Source organism: Eisenbergiella massiliensis (genome assembly GCF_003435485.1).
Map to the genome: position 1 here is coordinate 52,381 of NZ_QVLV01000018.1, position 17,228 is coordinate 69,608.

Annotated in this window: 21 protein-coding genes; all 21 read left to right on the forward strand. The window is 44.9% G+C overall.

Features of this window, described 5'->3' with window-relative positions:
* The first annotated feature begins 74 nt into the window (after nt 1–74).
* The 21 genes from DXC51_RS20905 to purB all read left to right on the forward strand — a co-directional run bounded on the left by DXC51_RS20905 (nt 75) and on the right by purB (nt 17,137).
* Nucleotides 75–521 (forward strand): MarR family winged helix-turn-helix transcriptional regulator, encoded by a 447-nt coding sequence (locus tag DXC51_RS20905; protein ID WP_117545338.1) that lies wholly within the window; start codon nt 75–77, stop codon nt 519–521.
* Nucleotides 522–2,498 carry an MATE family efflux transporter gene (locus DXC51_RS29610; RefSeq protein ID WP_181970150.1) on the forward strand — a complete coding sequence of 659 codons (1,977 nt, stop codon included), beginning with the start codon at nt 522–524 and terminating at the stop codon, nt 2,496–2,498.
* Between the two features lie 236 nt (nt 2,499–2,734).
* Nucleotides 2,735–3,697, forward strand: coding sequence for an NAD-dependent epimerase/dehydratase family protein (locus DXC51_RS20920; protein ID WP_117545340.1), 963 nt, complete (start codon nt 2,735–2,737; stop codon nt 3,695–3,697).
* 623 nt (nt 3,698–4,320) lie between these two features.
* Complete coding sequence (locus tag DXC51_RS20925; protein WP_102289675.1) at nt 4,321–4,932, forward strand: sugar O-acetyltransferase; 612 nt, start codon at nt 4,321–4,323, stop codon at nt 4,930–4,932.
* Nucleotides 4,933–4,990: 58 nt separating this feature from the next.
* On the forward strand, nt 4,991–5,566 hold the full coding sequence (locus DXC51_RS20930; protein WP_117545341.1) for a hypothetical protein: 576 nt from the start codon (nt 4,991–4,993) through the stop codon (nt 5,564–5,566).
* A gap of 48 nt (nt 5,567–5,614) precedes the next feature.
* Nucleotides 5,615–6,199: a flavodoxin family protein gene (locus DXC51_RS20935; protein ID WP_117545342.1), complete on the forward strand. Its 585-nt coding sequence runs from the start codon at nt 5,615–5,617 to the stop codon at nt 6,197–6,199.
* 364 nt (nt 6,200–6,563) lie between these two features.
* A complete protein-coding gene (locus tag DXC51_RS29615) occupies nt 6,564–6,722 on the forward strand; it encodes an adenine nucleotide alpha hydrolase family protein (protein ID WP_180998334.1) in 159 nt (52 codons plus the stop codon).
* A 161-nt stretch (nt 6,723–6,883) separates the two neighbouring features.
* Entirely contained in the window at nt 6,884–7,048 is a 165-nt protein-coding gene (locus DXC51_RS29620) for a hypothetical protein (protein ID WP_181970153.1), read from the forward strand.
* A 56-nt stretch (nt 7,049–7,104) separates the two neighbouring features.
* The gene (locus DXC51_RS29625; RefSeq protein ID WP_021637282.1) at nt 7,105–7,599 is read left to right on the forward strand and encodes a hypothetical protein; all 495 of its coding nucleotides are present in this window, start codon (nt 7,105–7,107) and stop codon (nt 7,597–7,599) included.
* Between the two features lie 31 nt (nt 7,600–7,630).
* Nucleotides 7,631–8,110 carry a GNAT family N-acetyltransferase gene (locus tag DXC51_RS20945; protein WP_117545343.1) on the forward strand — a complete coding sequence of 160 codons (480 nt, stop codon included), beginning with the start codon at nt 7,631–7,633 and terminating at the stop codon, nt 8,108–8,110.
* A gap of 211 nt (nt 8,111–8,321) precedes the next feature.
* Nucleotides 8,322–8,690 carry an NUDIX domain-containing protein gene (locus DXC51_RS20950; protein ID WP_243003243.1) on the forward strand — a complete coding sequence of 123 codons (369 nt, stop codon included), beginning with the start codon at nt 8,322–8,324 and terminating at the stop codon, nt 8,688–8,690.
* Nucleotides 8,691–8,738: 48 nt separating this feature from the next.
* Complete coding sequence (locus tag DXC51_RS20955; RefSeq protein WP_117545344.1) at nt 8,739–9,242, forward strand: GNAT family N-acetyltransferase; 504 nt, start codon at nt 8,739–8,741, stop codon at nt 9,240–9,242.
* 78 nt (nt 9,243–9,320) lie between these two features.
* Complete coding sequence (locus tag DXC51_RS20960) at nt 9,321–9,629, forward strand: hypothetical protein (RefSeq protein WP_117545345.1); 309 nt, start codon at nt 9,321–9,323, stop codon at nt 9,627–9,629.
* The gene (locus DXC51_RS30655; protein ID WP_117545346.1) at nt 9,626–9,976 is read left to right on the forward strand and encodes a 4Fe-4S dicluster domain-containing protein; all 351 of its coding nucleotides are present in this window, start codon (nt 9,626–9,628) and stop codon (nt 9,974–9,976) included. Before DXC51_RS20960 ends, DXC51_RS30655 begins: the two co-directional genes overlap by 4 nt.
* Nucleotides 9,977–10,370: 394 nt before the next feature.
* Complete coding sequence (locus DXC51_RS20970; RefSeq protein WP_117545347.1) at nt 10,371–11,741, forward strand: hypothetical protein; 1,371 nt, start codon at nt 10,371–10,373, stop codon at nt 11,739–11,741.
* Between the two features lie 141 nt (nt 11,742–11,882).
* Complete coding sequence (locus DXC51_RS20975) at nt 11,883–12,665, forward strand: helix-turn-helix domain-containing protein (RefSeq protein WP_025491254.1); 783 nt, start codon at nt 11,883–11,885, stop codon at nt 12,663–12,665.
* Nucleotides 12,666–12,883: 218 nt separating this feature from the next.
* Nucleotides 12,884–13,828: an amino acid ABC transporter substrate-binding protein gene (locus DXC51_RS20980; protein ID WP_021637293.1), complete on the forward strand. Its 945-nt coding sequence runs from the start codon at nt 12,884–12,886 to the stop codon at nt 13,826–13,828.
* 153 nt (nt 13,829–13,981) lie between these two features.
* The gene (locus tag DXC51_RS20985) at nt 13,982–14,635 is read left to right on the forward strand and encodes an amino acid ABC transporter permease (protein ID WP_102289667.1); all 654 of its coding nucleotides are present in this window, start codon (nt 13,982–13,984) and stop codon (nt 14,633–14,635) included.
* A gap of 98 nt (nt 14,636–14,733) precedes the next feature.
* On the forward strand, nt 14,734–15,498 hold the full coding sequence (locus tag DXC51_RS20990) for an amino acid ABC transporter ATP-binding protein (RefSeq protein ID WP_025491256.1): 765 nt from the start codon (nt 14,734–14,736) through the stop codon (nt 15,496–15,498).
* 69 nt (nt 15,499–15,567) lie between these two features.
* Entirely contained in the window at nt 15,568–15,705 is a 138-nt protein-coding gene (locus DXC51_RS29630) for a hypothetical protein (RefSeq protein WP_162162505.1), read from the forward strand.
* Complete coding sequence (purB, locus tag DXC51_RS20995; RefSeq protein WP_181970151.1) at nt 15,698–17,137, forward strand: adenylosuccinate lyase; 1,440 nt, start codon at nt 15,698–15,700, stop codon at nt 17,135–17,137. The genes DXC51_RS29630 and purB overlap by 8 nt, the downstream gene beginning before the upstream one ends.
* Nucleotides 17,138–17,228 lie beyond the last annotated feature (91 nt).

The following is a 17,228-nucleotide window of genomic DNA, read 5'->3' on the forward strand; positions in this document are numbered from 1 at the left end:
TTTCCGTGAACCCCATTGAAAAAACTCTGACTCGTGGTATAATCCCATTTGGGATTATATTGAAGGAGGTACACATGAACAAAGAGTCACTGAAAGTTGTCAACGACATTAATCGGGCGATCATCAAAGCCCGTGGGATTTACTCTGAGTGGTCTGCCCGGCATGGGATCAGCTATCATGAGATGCTCGTGCTCTATACCATCAGAGAGTTCGGGTTCTGTACCCAAAAACAAATCTGCGACAGCTATTTACTTCCACGCCAGACAATGAACAATGTCATTACCAGAATGCGAAAGGACGGTCTGCTGGAATACAGCAGTGCGCACTCTATTGGGCGTGAAAAGGCATTTGTTCTGTCGGAAAAGGGTACCGGCTATATCGCGCCATTGCTGGCTTCGCTGGAAGGAATGGAAACCGGGGCGCTGGAACTGCTCGGCGATGAAAAGCTGGCCATGCTGACAGGGCTTTTATCGGATTATAATAAGGCATTATGTACCGTTATGGAGGAACAACAGGAATAAATGGATACGATTGCATTTTACGGAAAAGAGAAAATCAGTAAAATACTTCTGAAATTGGCTCCGCCTGTAATGCTGGCACAGCTCATTCAGGCGCTGTATAACATTATTGATAGCCTGTTCATCGGAAGATTCTCCGATGATGGTTTAACGGCTCTGTCCATCGTATATCCGCTTCAGCTTTTGATGATCGCTCTTGCAGTGGGAACAGGTGTTGGGATCAACACCATCATTGCCGCTAAGCTTGGTGAAGGCCGGGAAAAGGAAGCCAATGAATACGCTGGTGTGGGTACTCCGTTGGCCACAGTCCTTTGGCTTTTGTTTGCCCTGATCTGTTGGCTCATTATGCCCGCTTATGCCAGGATGTCCACCGAATCCGAAACGATCATTCAGGATGTAATCACTTACGGCAGGATCGTCTGCCTGTTCAGCTTCGGCCTGTTTTTAGAAAGTATCTGGACAAAGGTTCTGCAGGCCAACGGCGATATGAAAACTCCGATGGTTGCGCAGATCGTCGGTGCTGTGACGAATATTATTTTAGACCCCTTGCTGATTTTTGGTATGTTTGGACTGCCCCGAATGGGCATTGCCGGAGCTGCTGTTGCCACCGTTGCAGGACAGATCGTTGCCGCACTGATTGTTATGAAGAAGGGTTATCGCCCTTCACCTGCAAAAGCGGTTTATCCCCGATACATTGCAAGGATCTTCCATTTGGGAATGCCCAACATCCTCATGCAGTCTGCGTATACCTTTTATATCCTTGGCCTGAATCTTATCCTGGCGGGCTTCTCCGATCAGGCTGTTACTGCGCTGGGACTTTACTATAAGTGGCAGACGTTTTTCTTTATTCCGCTGAATGCCATGCAGACCTGTATCGTACCGATCATCAGCTTTAACTATGCCGCCAGAAACATTGACCGTTGCAAAAAAACATTGATGACTGCGATTGGTTTCGGTCTTGTAATGATGACAATAGGAACGCTGTGCTTTGCTTCCATTCCCGGACCGATGCTCAGTGTATTCACATCAGACCCTCTTGTAATCGAGATTGGGTGCATCGGTTTCCGCTTCGTCGGCATCAGCTTCCTGCCCATGGTCACTTCTCTGATTTTTCCGGTATTCTTTCAGGCTGTGGGCTATAGCTTGAAAAGCACAGCCTTGACCGTTATCCGTACAGTGGTACTGTTTGTACCTTTGGGATATGTATTTTCCCGCTTTGGTCTTACATGGTTCTGGATGACCTTCCCGGTAACGGAAATTATCACAAGTATTGCGGGCATCGTATTCTATCGTCAGTTTCTGGAGGCGGACTACGTTAAAAACAGAAGACCTGAGATTCCCGTTTCCGGTGCAGCTCCTGCATTACAGCCATCCAAACCGGGCGTTATTATCACCATAGCAAGACAGCACGGTTCCTCTGGCAAGCAGATTGGCAAGCTGGTGGCGCAGTGCCTGGACATTCCGTTCTATTACAAAGAGATGATCGCATTGGCTGCCCACGAAAGCGGACTGGATGCGGAGTTTATTTCTGATATTCACAAGAATTCTCCCGAGGTGCTTCGTGACCTGTATCTAAGCACCGGTGCAGTCAGCCACGCTATAGATGCTCAGAAGAAAATCATTTGCCAGATCGCAGACAATGGCAGCTGTGTGATCGTTGGCAGAGCCGCAGGCTATGTGCTTCGGGATTATGACAATGTGGTTCGTGTATTTATCCATGCACCGAAGAAACATCGTATCAGGCGGGTTATGGAAATTTATGGTGACACACCCGAGGAAGCCAAGTGGAATATCCACCGTTCAGACAAAGCCAGAAGTGCCTACTATCGCCATATTTCCGGAAAGCGCTGGGATGATGGGAAAAACTATCAGCTTGTTCTGGATTCTTCCATAGGTATTGATAAGGCAGTAGAAATGATTGTGAATTATGTTTCGGAAAATGAGGTATATAAAGCCCGCCGCAGCGATCAGACCCCGTAGCGTATTCGTTCTTGTTCCAACTCGGAAGGAATCGTCAATTTCTTCGCTGGCTTACCAAACGGGATTTTTAAAACATGACGGATGGCACCCCTGTAAAAAGATATATTCCCAGAGTGGATTTCAGAAGGATATGTTTATTGTGTCTAATGAGAAGATATGGCTTATGGGAAAAGATGGATACATGAATATTTCAGTTTGTTGAACTGAAAAGTTTGCAATTTATGGAGGAAAATAAAATGCGTGTAGTAATAATTGGTGCAGCAGGACATATTGGCACTTATCTTATACCTATGCTTGTAGATAACGGATATGAAACAATAGCGATTACCAGAAAAATGTCAATGCCTTATGAAGATGCACCTGCGTGGCATAAGGTGAAACGTGTCTTATTGGATAGAGAGAATGATTCGGAATTCATTGAAAAACTAAAGGCTATGGAACCGGATATTATTGTGGATTTGGTAAACTTCAATATTAAGGAAACCAAGAAGATTGTCGAAGGATTCGGGGGGACAGGATTGTTTCATTATCTTTATTGCTCATCTTGCTGGGCTCATGGAATGGCAGAAACAATACCGTTTAATCCTGATGATTTGAGAAAAGAACCATTGGATGAATACGGAAAAGACAAGTTTGCCAGTGAGATATACTTGAAGGAACAGTATCAAAAGGAGGGCTTTCCATCCACAATTATCATGCCGGGACAGATATCAGGACCTGGTTGGACGATTATTAATCCATGGGGAAATACTTCAATGAGAGTATTTCAGGATATTGCTGATGGAAAAGAAATAGCACTTCCAAACTTTGGACAGGAAATCCTGCATCATGTTCATGGTTATGATGTTGCACAGGTATTTTACAAAGCAATTACTCATAGAAACCAAGCACTTGGAGAGGCTTTTGATGCCGAAGCTGCTACACATATAACATTATATGGTTTTGCAAAACATATGTATGAGTATTTTGGTCATGAACCTAAAATTAAGTTTCTTCCATGGCCGGAATGGTGCAAGTATGAAGGAAATTCCGAAGAATGTGAACATACATATTATCATATTGTGCGAAGTGGTGTATTTAGTATTGAAAAAACAAAGCAGCTTTTAGAATATCAGCCTAAATATACTTGCCTGGAAACAATTGATCTTGCAGTGAAAAGCTATATTGATAGAAATTTAATAAGGGTTTCCGATAACTGATGTATTTCTTCGAATTTGAATTTACGGAAGAGGAATACAATGTTTAAGGTGATAAAGGAAAATTTTGTTGTCATTGGCAAAGAAAGACGCAAACGGGAGTATTGTGGGAATAAACTATATGTATTTTCCGATAAGAGAAGTTTGATATATTCACATTTATTTTTGCGTGTCTCAGGCAGATAAAACGCATAAACAGGGCCTGTGAGTAGGATGGAAATACTGGATAATGACATTTTCAGGGGATGCCTTCATTTGTTTTGGGTGCAGGCCTTGCTTTTGGTCTGATAGAAGGTTAGATGAGTATTATGCCTGCCTGGTAAAAGGGGTAATTGCCAGGTCCCGGTATGGCGGAACAGTTTGCTTTGCTGGTTTTATATTTAACAGTCCTGAGCGTCAGTCAATAATGATTGGCGCTTTTTTCATCTTTTTATTAATTCTGTGCGGCCTGCGTATATAAAGATTGCCCTTATGGGGAATCCACAGTATAATTACTTTAATCAGAATCAAAATCAGAACTGGTTGGGAAAATGTTAGGTTGGTTCATGGAAAAGAAGCGGCTGAAACGGATCTCGTAGGATACTGCCGGTTTATAAGACCGGACAATAAAAGTGGAGGAAGAACTAATGAAGAAAAATGATGTTGTGACACTGTCAATGGCTGAGCGAAGGGCGGAAGGCTTATTATGGGTTGATACTGGCGAAAACATGAATCAGCAAATATACGCCAGGGGCCTTTGCCAGGATTTCAATCAGACGAGAGCAACGGAAACTGAAAAAAGAGAGGAAATTTTAAAGAAATTGCTGGCTTTTTGCGGAGATAATGTGTGGATAGAACCTCCGCTTACACTGGCGATGGGAAAAACCGTTTCGATTGGGAACGGCACGTATATTAATTCCAATCTTACATTGGTTGATGATTATGAAATCATAATAGGGGAAAAGGTTCTTATTGCGCCCAATGTTACAATGAGCACCACAAATCATCCAATGCACTATATGGCGCGCAGCCGTGGGGAAATGTACTGTAAAAGAGTGGTAATTGAGGATAATGTATGGATTGGAAGCAATGTTGTTATCTGCGCCGGTGTGACTGTTGGTAAGGGATCGGTAATTGGCGCCGGAAGTGTTGTAACAAGAGACATTCCCCCGATGTGTTTTGCCGCAGGCAGCCCCTGTAAGGTAATCCGGGAAATTACCGATGATGACTTGAAAGAATTCGAACCGATACCTGAATAAATAAAAAGGGCGATAATAATAACTGAAGGTGAGAAAAACATGGTATGCGGAGGGAAACGTGAAAAAGTATATAATATTAGCCGGAGTACCTCGTGCCGGAAAAAGTACAGCTTCACAAATAGCTGCAAAAACATTGGGATATCAGCATATTAGCATGGATTCCATTATTGCTGGAATTGAAAAGGTATTCCCGGAAACTGATATTGATACGGAAGCATCTGTTGACCCACAGAGAAATTTGGAACATATCAGTTCAAAAATCACTCCATTTATTAGGGCAATGATGGATAGCGGCGAATATGATGAATGTGATTACGGAGTGATTTTTGATGTATATCAGTTATTACCTGAAGATTATGTAACATATATTGACGATGAAAAATGTGATATAGCCTATTTTTTATCATCTGATTCTACACCGGAAGAAAGACTTAGAATATTACAGCTATATGACACACCGGATGATTATACCTATTTTCATTCGCAGGAAGAAAAACAAAGAGAGTGTGCAGATATTGTAAGCATCAGTAATTATTTAAAGCAGCAATGCATTTTATACGGGTTGTCTTATTATGAGACATCGTATAACCGTGAAAAAGTATTGGGTGAGTTTATATCTAAGCTAAGTAAATGAATTCCTGTCTATGCAGCTGATAAATTAAAGTTTGCGGAGGAGGTTGTGATGAAAAAAATATTAGTGGTACAGGGTGGCGGACGCTTTAACGGTAATACCAGTCAGTTAGCAGATGCGTTTATTCAAGGCGCAATGGAGGCCGGACATACAGTTGAAAAGATTTCCTTGAATAAGACCGAGGTGAAAGGCTGTATCGGATGCAACGCTTGCCGTTATGGCAAACCATGCGTGCAAAAGGATGGTTTTAATGAGCTTGTTCCTAAGATTAAGACGGCAGATTTGATCGTCTTTGCATCGCCATTATTATTTTGGACATTATCCTCCAAAATCAAGGCATTCATTGAGAGATTTTATTGCATTGCTGAGGAAGATCCGAATCCGCCGTTAGGGCGGTATGAAAGGTATCCGGTCAAAGATGCCGCGTTACTTATGACATCAGCTGATGATTTTTTCTGGACATATGAACAGGCGGTATCCTATTACAAATTTACGATTATCAATTATATGGGTTTCCGTGATAAAGGGATGCTGCTTGCCGGAGGGTGCGGAGATACGAATGGAAAACCGCAGATTGATAAAACGAACCACCTTAGGGAAGCCTACGATTTCGGGAAAAATATTTACAGAGAATAGAGTCAATAGAAAGTTATTTCTTGCATTCATGATAGCGAAGGCATACTTGATAAATTTGAACAGGGAGAAGGGGAAGGAATGAAACAGAATATCCTGTAGATTGTGAGTATTGCAAATTCACGTTGATTTTAGCGCAGTTCAGACATTTACATACTCATATGGGGATGATTATGGGATTTGTTATTGATGATACGGGTCTGTGGCCAAGGGTTTTGGGGTTGGAGAGTCCTTTTCCCCAAGGGAAATATGATAAATATTTGTAACGGGAAAACTGTTTGATGAATTGACAAAACCGGAACAATGCAGTTGTAGCCCCAGGTTTGCGGGGCTGACAATTTTACATTTAGTCTGGCAGAGAATACATATGGAGAAAGCATATTTTAACTGGAGCAGTGGAAAACATTCGGCAATGGCTCTATATTACGCAATTAAATATGGAAAACATGAAGTTTTGTCGTTGTTTACAATTGATAAAAACGCTGGAACTAAAATTGCAATGCATGAGATAGGCATTGATTTATAAAAAAGACAGGCCGGCGCGATTGGAATCCCCTTAACAGTATTAGAATATGATTACAGGGCATCAGAAGAGGAATACAAGAGAACTGCTTTCTGAATTTATTAACCTGAGCAAGCTGTAAATCTTTGTATGGAGTGATAAAATCGGGATAGGCGGAGAAGATTATGATAAAAAAGCTGGCTTTGATATTAAGCATGATATTTATAATTTTAACATTTGTTGAGGCCGGATATATTCTTTTTAAAGGTGGAAAAGTTAATGCTGGGTATGCTTGTGTGCCTATGGTTTTGGCATTGATTTCTCTCTCTTTTTATCGAAAGTACAAGTGACGTATAACTCCTGGATTATAAAGCGAAACAAACTGAATTTGTAAAGGAGAATAACTATGCTTTTAGCAATAGAATGTATGATTGCTTGTATAATTTTTGCATTGATTATACTGCCAACACAATATAAAAACCCAATCAAGTATATTATGTCGTATCCTCCAGAAATCAGAAAAAGAGTAGAGTCTTTGCCAGAATATAAAAATACTGTTAAAAGTACTGAAAAAGGACATATATTGAAGAAACTCATTGCTGTATTTGTGTGCATTACTCTTTTGGCGGCAGTCGCCTATTTTTCAGGAGCTAAGAAATTTGAAACAGCATTTTCACATGTGTTTATCTTATTCCTTGCCGTCAATCTCTTTGATGTAATTGTGCTTGATATTGGTGTATTCTGCCATAGTAAAAAATTAAGAATAGCTGGAACCGAAGATATGGATAAGGAATATAAGAATTATTTATTCCATATTAAAGGCGGCATAAAGGGAATTGTGTTGGGAAGTGTGATTTCTCTGCTATCTGCAAGCATTGTTTACATAGTATCTATTATATAAATTAGAATTTTGCCGGAGAGAATATAAAATTATGAGTGTGGGATTAAAGTTCAGATATGCGCAGCGAAAAGATGTTTCGCTGATATTGAGATTTATAAAAGAACTGGCTGTATATGAAAAGATGCTGGATGAGGTAATCGCAGATGAAATTATGCTGGAGGAATGGATTTTTGACAGGCAAAAAGCAGAAGTAATATTTGCGGTGGTTGACGGCAAGGAAGTCGGCTTTGCTTTATTTTTTCATAATTTTTCTACCTTTTTAGGCAGGGCAGGCTTGTATCTGGAGGATTTATTTGTTTTACCGGAGTACAGAGGAAAAGGATATGGAAAAGCCATTCTAAAAAAACTTGCGGAAATTGCCGTCGAGCGTAAGTGCGGCCGGTTGGAATGGAGCTGCCTCGATTGGAATAAACCAAGCATAGATTTTTATTTATCACTTGATGCAGAGCCGATGTCTGATTGGACTGTGTATAGACTTACCGGTGACAGACTGAAGAAACTGGCACAATAATATAAATTACAGGTTGTGGAGAAAAAGCTGTTTGTACAGTTTCCCGAAGAAGGTACAGAGACAGACGGCAGTAAACAGAAAAGCTCTGATGGAGAGCAATACAAAAACAGTGAGGTGTTTTATGGAGTGTTATGCCCGTCCTTTTAATACACTTGGAAATTATTTTTCCGCAGATATTATGGCGATATATAGGGGAAAATGGGTGTTTTGTATGCATAAACAGCGGAATACGTGGGAGCACCCCAGCGGTTGGATAGAAAATGGCGAGACACCCATGGAGGCCGCAAAAAGAGAATTATTTGAAGAAACCGGGGCGGTTAATTTTGATATTGAGCCGCTCTGCGATTATTACATAGATGCGGAATTGAATGGCTATCACTATAAAGGGAATGGACAGGTATATTTTGCAGTTATTCATACTTTGGGCGATTTGCCGGACTACAGTGAAATGGGGAAGATCGGACTCTTTGATTCTCTGCCTGATAACTTAACGTATCCAATTATACGTGAATTTTTTCCGATAGCATTGGAAAAAAAGAGCAGGGCTGAAATGTTCAGAATAGGAAGGGCATTCTTTTGAATTAAAATTAAAGAGACTGATTTAGATTTGAATTTACAGGTGAAAACAATGATATTTGAATCAGAAAGGTTAGGCTTTCGGTTACTTGAACAGGGGGATTTGGATGAGCTTTTCAACAAAGTTTGGGGCAACACAGAGACAATGCGTTTCTGTGGGGGCGCAATTGCAAGAAAGCAGATTCCTGAGATTATAGAATACAACCGGGGGCAGTATAACACGTATGGCAATGCGATTTTTGCAGTAATAAAAAATGATAGGCTTTTGGGTATTTGTGGAGGAGAGCCTGACGAGGAGGACCCGCTTCATGTTGAGCTCATTATTCACCTTGCAGGAGAATACCAGCATCAGGGTTATGGTACTGAAGCTTTGAAAGCATACGTTGAATGGCTCAGGGCCGGCAAAAAGGCTACATATATATACGCTTCAGTTCACCCTGACAATCAGGCTTCATTAAACATGACAAAGAAATGCGGCCTTGTTCAATGTGGGTTCAGGCAGTATGAAGATACAGGCTTTGTGGATGAACCATATTTCGAACTTATTCTCGATTAGAATAAGTTGGAGAGACAGGTGCTGCGAAACGAATCGGGTGCAGGCAGGCTTTGTCAGTCATATGGGAATATACGCCATATGACTGACAAAGCATTAGAAAACAGTACAGGTATACTAAATGCGGTAATGGAGCTCCTCAGGTATATTGACGATACCAGACGCGCATTCCCTGTGAAAGCCGGAACGCTGTACAATGCTTTTACAGTTGACAGTTTAGAAGGTGCAAAGGAGAATTTTGAAATGAAAAAAATTGGATTAGGAATAGCTATATTATTATTTGCCCTTGTATTTAGTTGCTGTTCATCTGGAATGGAGTGGCTAACTCTTATAATTGGGATGATTGGACTTGTTTTTTCTGTTATAGGTTTTATGGATAAAAAAAGTTGAAGCCTAAATCTGCTGAAGCCGCACGTAATACGCAGAAAGGAACGCCGACACAGGACGGTATCGGCCCTTTTTGCCATCTGGCAGGGCTGTTTGGCCAAAGACTTTATTTTTATAACCGGACAAAGCGTTATACGGATAAATTGAAAATAGACAGTTCGAGGTGTATTGGCTGCGGGCAATGTGCGGCGGTATGCCCCATGAAAAATATAACCTTAGTGGATGGAAGTGCCAAGTCAGGCGAGCGGTGTACAATGTGCTATCGCTGTATCAGCCGTTGCCCGCAACAGTGCATTACCTTATTGGGAAAACGTGTTGTGGAGCAATGCAGGATAGAAAGGTATCTTTGAGAAAGGCCGTTTTAAATACAGATTTTTAATACATATCGGATTGCTTCTATTCGTTGTTCTGTGGGATTTCAAAGGAACCTGAGGTTTTATGCCGCCTTTTTATGCCCTGCATGCAGTGGGATTTATTTTCGGTCCTCGTTAAGGAAGAAGAGGTAGCGGGAGCAATTGCGGTTTCAGATGCCGGAAGAAGGATGGTTATGATAAACGAAGAGACGTGCATTTTTTTGTATTTGGCAGGATAAAAGGAAAAATCCTGGCATGGCAGCTGGGCAAAATTCTCAGCATTCCTGCAGTGAAGGATGCTCAAAGCGGCGGTCAGCTGGGGTAATAGGCATCATGCCGCAAAGGGTTATGCGGTACCGCGCCATATACAGGCGTTGGGAGGTTATGGACTATGGATTTTATCAATGAAATGGAAAATATGTTTCTTCAGGCCGTGCGGGGAGCGGTGGAGCCTGCCCTGTGGGAAGCCTGGTGGGATGCTCATGCGGAGCAGCTGAAATCCCACCTTTCCCCCGGTTATTTCCAGCGTATCAAACCCGGCAGGCCGGTGGATTACGCCTCCATGTGCCGCAGCCAGGAAGGAGTTCTGTACTATTTTTACCGGCAGGGATATCCTGTGGAAAACAGCTCTGACTATTACAAAATAAAGGCGGAAGAGGAATTCAAACGGCGGCAGGAGAAACGCCTGCAGGATTATTATGAGAGGATTTCACCTGTTATGGATGCCTGGGAGGCCTTTCTTGCAAAGCATCCCGTGGCGCCGGTGGCTTTCGACTGGCAAAAGAGGCTGGGGACGCCGCCGGGACAGGCTCCGGATCCGTCTGCGCAGGTTCCTGATCCATCCGGTCAAATTCCGGCCCTGCCTCATCAGGTTCCGGCCCCACCCCAGAGCGCCAGCCCAATTTTACCGCAGGATAGCCAGAAGGAAAACAAAAGCCTCATGCACCTTCGCCTGAAGGAAAATATGCAGGCAAAAATTGCCCCTCTTGCCAGGGCATACGGCATGAAAAAAGCAGGCCCCAAAACCTTTGTAAAGGAGCAGAACGGTATCGTCTCCTATCTGAATTTTGTGGGATATTTCAGGGGAGGCGGGTACGAGGCGATAGATTATTGTATCTGCCCGCTCTACGACATCCGCAGCCATATCCTCAATCTGCCGGGGGATGTCATGCACGGGGAACGCCGTAAGGAAATGCTCTCCGGATGGGGTGTCATACAATTTGATTTGAACGGGACAGATACGGAGGGCATCAACCGGAAATTTGACCAGATTCTTACCTTTCTTGCCGAAGAGGTATTCCCCTGCTGGGAACAGATTGACTGCCTGGAGGCCTTTTTCGCGCCTGAACGCCAGGCGTTATTTCAGGCGATGCTGGCAGGGCCGCCGGATCCAATCAGGGAATGCCTGTTGTGGGACGACAGGGCCGATGCCGCAAGGCCGCATCCATGGGGAGCCGACGAGTATCTGTTCGGTGTATGGGAGCTGCTGTCCGGTCAGGAAGAAAACGGCTATGAGCGCCTTACCAGATGCCTGGAACAGGGAGAGCCTTATATCAGGCAGTTCCAGGAGAAAGGGGATTTTACAATAGAAAACAGCCTGAAGGATCCCATGAAGCTGTTATACTGCAATACGCAGCTTTTTTACAAAACCAGCGGACAGGTGGGTAAGGATGCCCGCAGACGGGCGGTTTTGGAAACCTATAAATATGTGTGCCGGTATATGAGAGGCTTCCATAAGCTGGAAAGGCTTCCGAAAAAGTGAATACAGAAGTAAAAGCAAACTTTTTTTCATCGGATTACATAGATGCAACCTGAAATTGACAAAGTGCATTCCCTGAAATATGGAAAATGGCAGCGCGATCTGGCAGCATATTGCTATCAAATCACAGGAGGTATACATGCAATGAATTTAGGTGAAAAGATTTTTAAGCTAAGGAAAGAAAAAGGATTGTCTCAGGAGGCTTTGGCAGAACAAATCGGAACAACCAGACAGGCTGTCAGTAAATGGGAAAATAATCAGGGATTTCCGGAAACAGAAAAGCTTTTGCAATTATCTAATATCTTTGAGGTTTCAACAGATTTCTTATTAAAGGATGCAAAAACAGAAAAGAGTGCTGACGAAAAGGGATATTATGTGAGCAGGGAAATGGCGGAGGCATATATTATCAGTGAGAAAAAAGTCAGCCGGTATGTAGGAACAGGCTTTATGTTCTGGGCATTGGCCGGTATCCCTTATGTAATGTTTCCGGCAGGGACAACATGGCGGCTGCTTGGAATGGCGCTGTGCGTTGTGGCGGGAATTATTTCGGTGGTATTCGCAATGTTTTCAGAGGAAGCAAAATATAAGATTTTAAAGCAGGAACCATTGTTATTTGATTATGAATACCTGAAGGAATTATCGAAGGAGTATGCTTTCCGAAAAAAGAGATATGTGGCCGTGGCCATTCCCTGTACGGTGCTGTTTATTATCGGCGTTTTGGTTCTGGGCTTTACAGCGAGGGGATATATTGCATGGTCGGATTTTCATTCCTTTGTTTTCCTTGGATTTGCGGCAGGCATCTTCGGGTTTGTGTACTCTGCCGGTGTTATGGAAGCGTACGAATTGCTGGTGGAAAACGAGCAGTATTCGTCACGCATATTTTTCAGGATAAAACGGAAGATCAAGGAGAAGCTTGACAGAATCTGATTGCTGTCTGCAGAGCTTGATGCATAAAAGTCATTATGCTCTATCTGCCATCCGGGATGTTGTTTCTTCAATAAAATATCACATTAAAAATCACATTCAGTCTTGACACAGGAAATCACCTCATGATAGGATATTGCCAGTGATGATTTAGTATGCTAAATCGATAAATTAGTAAAGGGATGCTGTGGGACAGTATTCCTGCATGAGGAGGAAGAACTATGAAAAAGGCAGCGGCAATTCTGTTGGCAGGTGTGATGGCGTTTGGCCTGATCGGCTGCGGCGGTACACAGACATCAGGAAGCGGACAGGCCGAAGGCGCGGCACAGGAGAGCAGTGCGGCAGCGGATAACGCGGCGGCAGAAAGCACAGCGGCGGAAAGCGTACAGGAGGAAGAAAGCAGCACGCAGGCGCAGAGTGCGGATGCGGCGGCGGACGGAGAAGGACGCCAGTTTATTGTTGGTTTCGATGCGGAATTCCCGCCTTATGGTTATAAGGATGAGAGCGGTGAGTATGTGGGATTTGATCTGGATCTGGCGGCTGAGGTATGCAAGCGTCAGGGCTGGGAGCTGGTAAAGCAGCCCATTGACTGGGATTCCAAGGATATGGAGCTGGATTCCGGAGCGATTGACTGCATCTGGAACGGATTTACAATGAACGGCAGGGAGGATCAGTATACCTTCAGCGTGCCTTATGTGGATAACAGCCAGGTATTTGTAGTGGCTGAGGACGCGGGAATTGAAACGAAAGCGGATCTGGCAGGCAAGGCAGTGGGAGTACAGAAGGATTCCTCCGCGCTGGCAGCCCTGGAAGGGGATGAAAAGGCGCTGGCCGATACCTTTGCGGCGCTGAACCAGTATGCGGATTATAATACGGCATTTATGGATCTGGAAGCGGGTGCCATTGATGCCCTGGCCATTGATATCGGCGTTGCCAATTACCAGATTGCCTCCAGAGACGGCGGCTATGTGATTCTGGACGGCGAGGCTCATAAGGAATACCTGTCCACAGAGCAGTACGGCATCGGCTTTAAGAAGGGCAATGAGGAGCTGAAAAATACGGTTGAAGCGACCCTGATGGAGATGGCTGAGGACGGAACCTTTAAGCAGATAGCGGAAAAGTACGCAGATTACGGACTGCTTGACAGCATCTGCCTTGGAAAATAACAGAAGCTGGCTGAAGCCGCCGGTAAGTCAGTGAATAAATATTGATGATTCTCGGATAGAGATTCGGAAGGAAAGCCGCAACAGCGGCTTTTTTCCGGTTAAGGAATTTGGGAAAGCCCGAAGCAAACGAAAGAAAGATAAGTGGAGGAAGCCATGGAATTGGGAAATATGCTGCAGCAGCTCGCAGGGGGTATGCTGATTACAACGGAGATTTTTGTATTGACCCTGTTGTTCTCCCTGCCGCTGGGATTGTTTTTATCCTTTGGAAGGATGTCCAAAATCGGGGTGCTTCGTTTCATAACGAAAATTTACATATCGGTAATGAGGGGAACGCCGCTGATGCTGCAGCTGATTGTTGTGTATTTTGCGCCTTATTATGTGTTCGGCATGAAAATATCCAAGGGCTACCGGATGGTGGCGGTAATCCTGGCCTTTGTGCTGAATTATGCGGCGTACTTTGCGGAGATTTACCGTTCCGGAATCGAGTCCATGCCGGTGGGACAATATGAGGCGGCTAAAATTCTGGGCTACAGCCGTGCGCAGACCTTTGTAAAAATCATTCTGCCCCAGGTGATTAAGCGGGTGCTCCCTGCGGTGACAAATGAAATGATAACGCTGGTAAAGGATACCTCCCTGGCCTTTGTGCTTACCGTGACGGAGATGTTTACCATCGCCAAGCAGATAGCGGCGGCCCAGGCCTCCGTAGCTCCGCTGATGGCGGCCGGCGTATTTTATTATATTTTCAATCTGGTAGTTGCCATGGTGATGGAGCATGTGGAAAAACGCCTGAATTATTACAGAGGTTAAGGCAAAAGAAGCCTGGGAAAATGCAGGGGAAGCGGTTCCCCGGTATTTCCGGGCTCCGTTTCTACACAGAGTACACGGATAGGAGAAAAAGGAACAAAATGAGCCGGAATTTTCTTGAAATAAATCATATGAAAAAAAGCTTTGGGGAACTGGAGGTTATCAAGGATATTTCCCTGACCGTAAAGGAAGGGGAGGTGGTTTCCATCATAGGGCCTTCGGGCTCAGGAAAGTCTACGCTGCTTCGCTGCGCCACCATGCTGGAAAAAATGGACGGCGGGGAGCTTTCCTTTCTGGGGGAGAAGGCTGCTCATGAGGAAAATGGCAGGTGTGTGTATGCCTCCAGGGCGGATTTAAAGCGGATCCATAAGCATTTTGGACTGGTGTTCCAGAGCTTTAACCTGTTCCCGCATTACAGCGTCCTGAAAAATATCATAGATGCGCCCATGACGGTGGACGGCATTTCCAGGAAGGAAGCGGAGGCACGCGCCGAAAAGCTGCTGGCCCAGCTGGGCCTGTCCGATAAAAAGGATGCTTATCCCTATCAGCTTTCCGGCGGACAGCAGCAGCGTGTTTCCATTGCGCGGGCGCTGGCCCTGCAGCCGAAAATCCTGTTTTTTGACGAACCTACCTCAGCGCTGGATCCGGAACTGACCGGGGAGGTGTTAAAGGTAATCAGGCAGCTGGCGCAGGAGCATATGACAATGATCATTGTAACTCATGAAATGCAGTTTGCCAGGGAGCTTTCCGACCGGATCATCTTTATGGAGCAGGGCGTAATTTGTCAGGAAGGAACGCCGGAGGAGCTTTTCAGTTCACCTAATGCACGGGTCCGTGAGTTCATCGGGCGTGTGATGAACGTGTAAGTTTTCTTGATTTTTGAAAAGCGGTGAGATATACTTGTTTCAGTTATGCTGTTCTTTCCCGGGGAAATCATGGCAGCAAGGTCAGGCATTTTGCAGCGGGAAGGGTATGTGCAGGATAATTGTTCAGTAAATGAAAAGCAGAAGGTTTCAGGACAGGCTGTCCTGACGGAACAATCTGAGTATAAAGGAGTTGCCGTTTATGAGTGATAATATGGACAGATATGTAAGCCCGCTTTCGGAGCGTTATGCGAGCAGGGAAATGCAGTACATTTTTTCCCCGGATATGAAATTCCGCACCTGGAGAAGGCTGTGGATCGCCCTGGCGGAGACGGAAAAGGAGCTGGGCCTTCCCATTACGGAGGAGCAGATTGCAGAATTAAAGGCCCATGCGGAGGATATCAACTATGAGGTTGCCAAAGCAAGGGAAAAAGAGGTGCGCCATGATGTTATGAGCCATGTTTATGCTTACGGCGTGCAGTGCCCGAAGGCGAAGGGGATTATCCATCTGGGGGCTACCTCCTGCTATGTGGGTGACAACACGGATATCATTGTGATGACGGAAGCGCTGAAGCTGGTGAAAAAGAAGCTTGTGAACGTGCTGGCGGAGCTTGCTTCCTTTGCCGGAAAATATAAGGATCTGCCCACCCTGGCATTCACCCATTTCCAGCCGGCCCAGCCCACAACGGTAGGCAAGCGCGCAACCCTGTGGATGCAGGAATTTTACCTGGATCTGGAGGATCTGGATTATGTGCTTTCCACTATGAAGCTGCTTGGCTCCAAGGGAACTACGGGAACACAGGCCTCTTTCCTGGAGCTGTTTGACGGCGATATGGACAAGGTAAATGCGCTTGATCCCATGATTGCGGAAAAAATGGGCTTTCAGGCCTGCTATCCGGTATCCGGGCAGACCTATTCCCGTAAAATAGATACAAGAGTGCTCAACGTGCTGGCGGGAATCGCGGCAAGCGCCACCAAGATGTCCAATGACATCCGGCTTCTCCAGCATCTGAAGGAAGTGGAGGAACCTTTCGAGAAGAACCAGATCGGTTCCTCGGCCATGGCTTATAAGAGAAATCCCATGCGCAGTGAACGGATTGCGTCCCTTTCCCGCTATGTGATTGCGGATGCGCTCAATCCGGCGATTACCTCTGCGACCCAGTGGTTTGAACGTACCCTGGATGATTCCGCCAACAAGCGGCTGAGCGTGCCGGAAGGCTTCCTGGCTGTGGACGGCATCCTGGATCTGTGCCTGAATGTGGTGGACGGCCTGGTGGTATATCCGAAGGTCATTGAAAAACGGCTTATGAGTGAACTGCCTTTTATGGCAACGGAAAATATTATGATGGATGCGGTGAAAAAAGGCGGCGACCGCCAGGAGCTGCATGAAAAAATCCGGGAACTGTCCATGGAAGCCGGCAGGCGGGTGAAAGCGGAGGGTAAAGACAATAACCTGCTGGAGCTCATCGCACAGGAACCCATGTTTATGACTACCGCTGAAGAACTGGCCGAAACCATGGACGCTTCCAAATATATTGGCTGTGCCCCGGCACAGGTGGAAAGCTTCCTGAAGGATGTAATCGGGCCTGTGCTTGAGGAAAATAAAGAACTGCTGGGCGTGAAAGCGGAAATTAATGTGTAATAGCGGTTTACAGGATAAGGATAAGATAAGAAGAGGCTCTGCGGCGGCAGAGCCTTCTTTGGAATAAAAAGGAAATGTGGAAAGCCCCGGT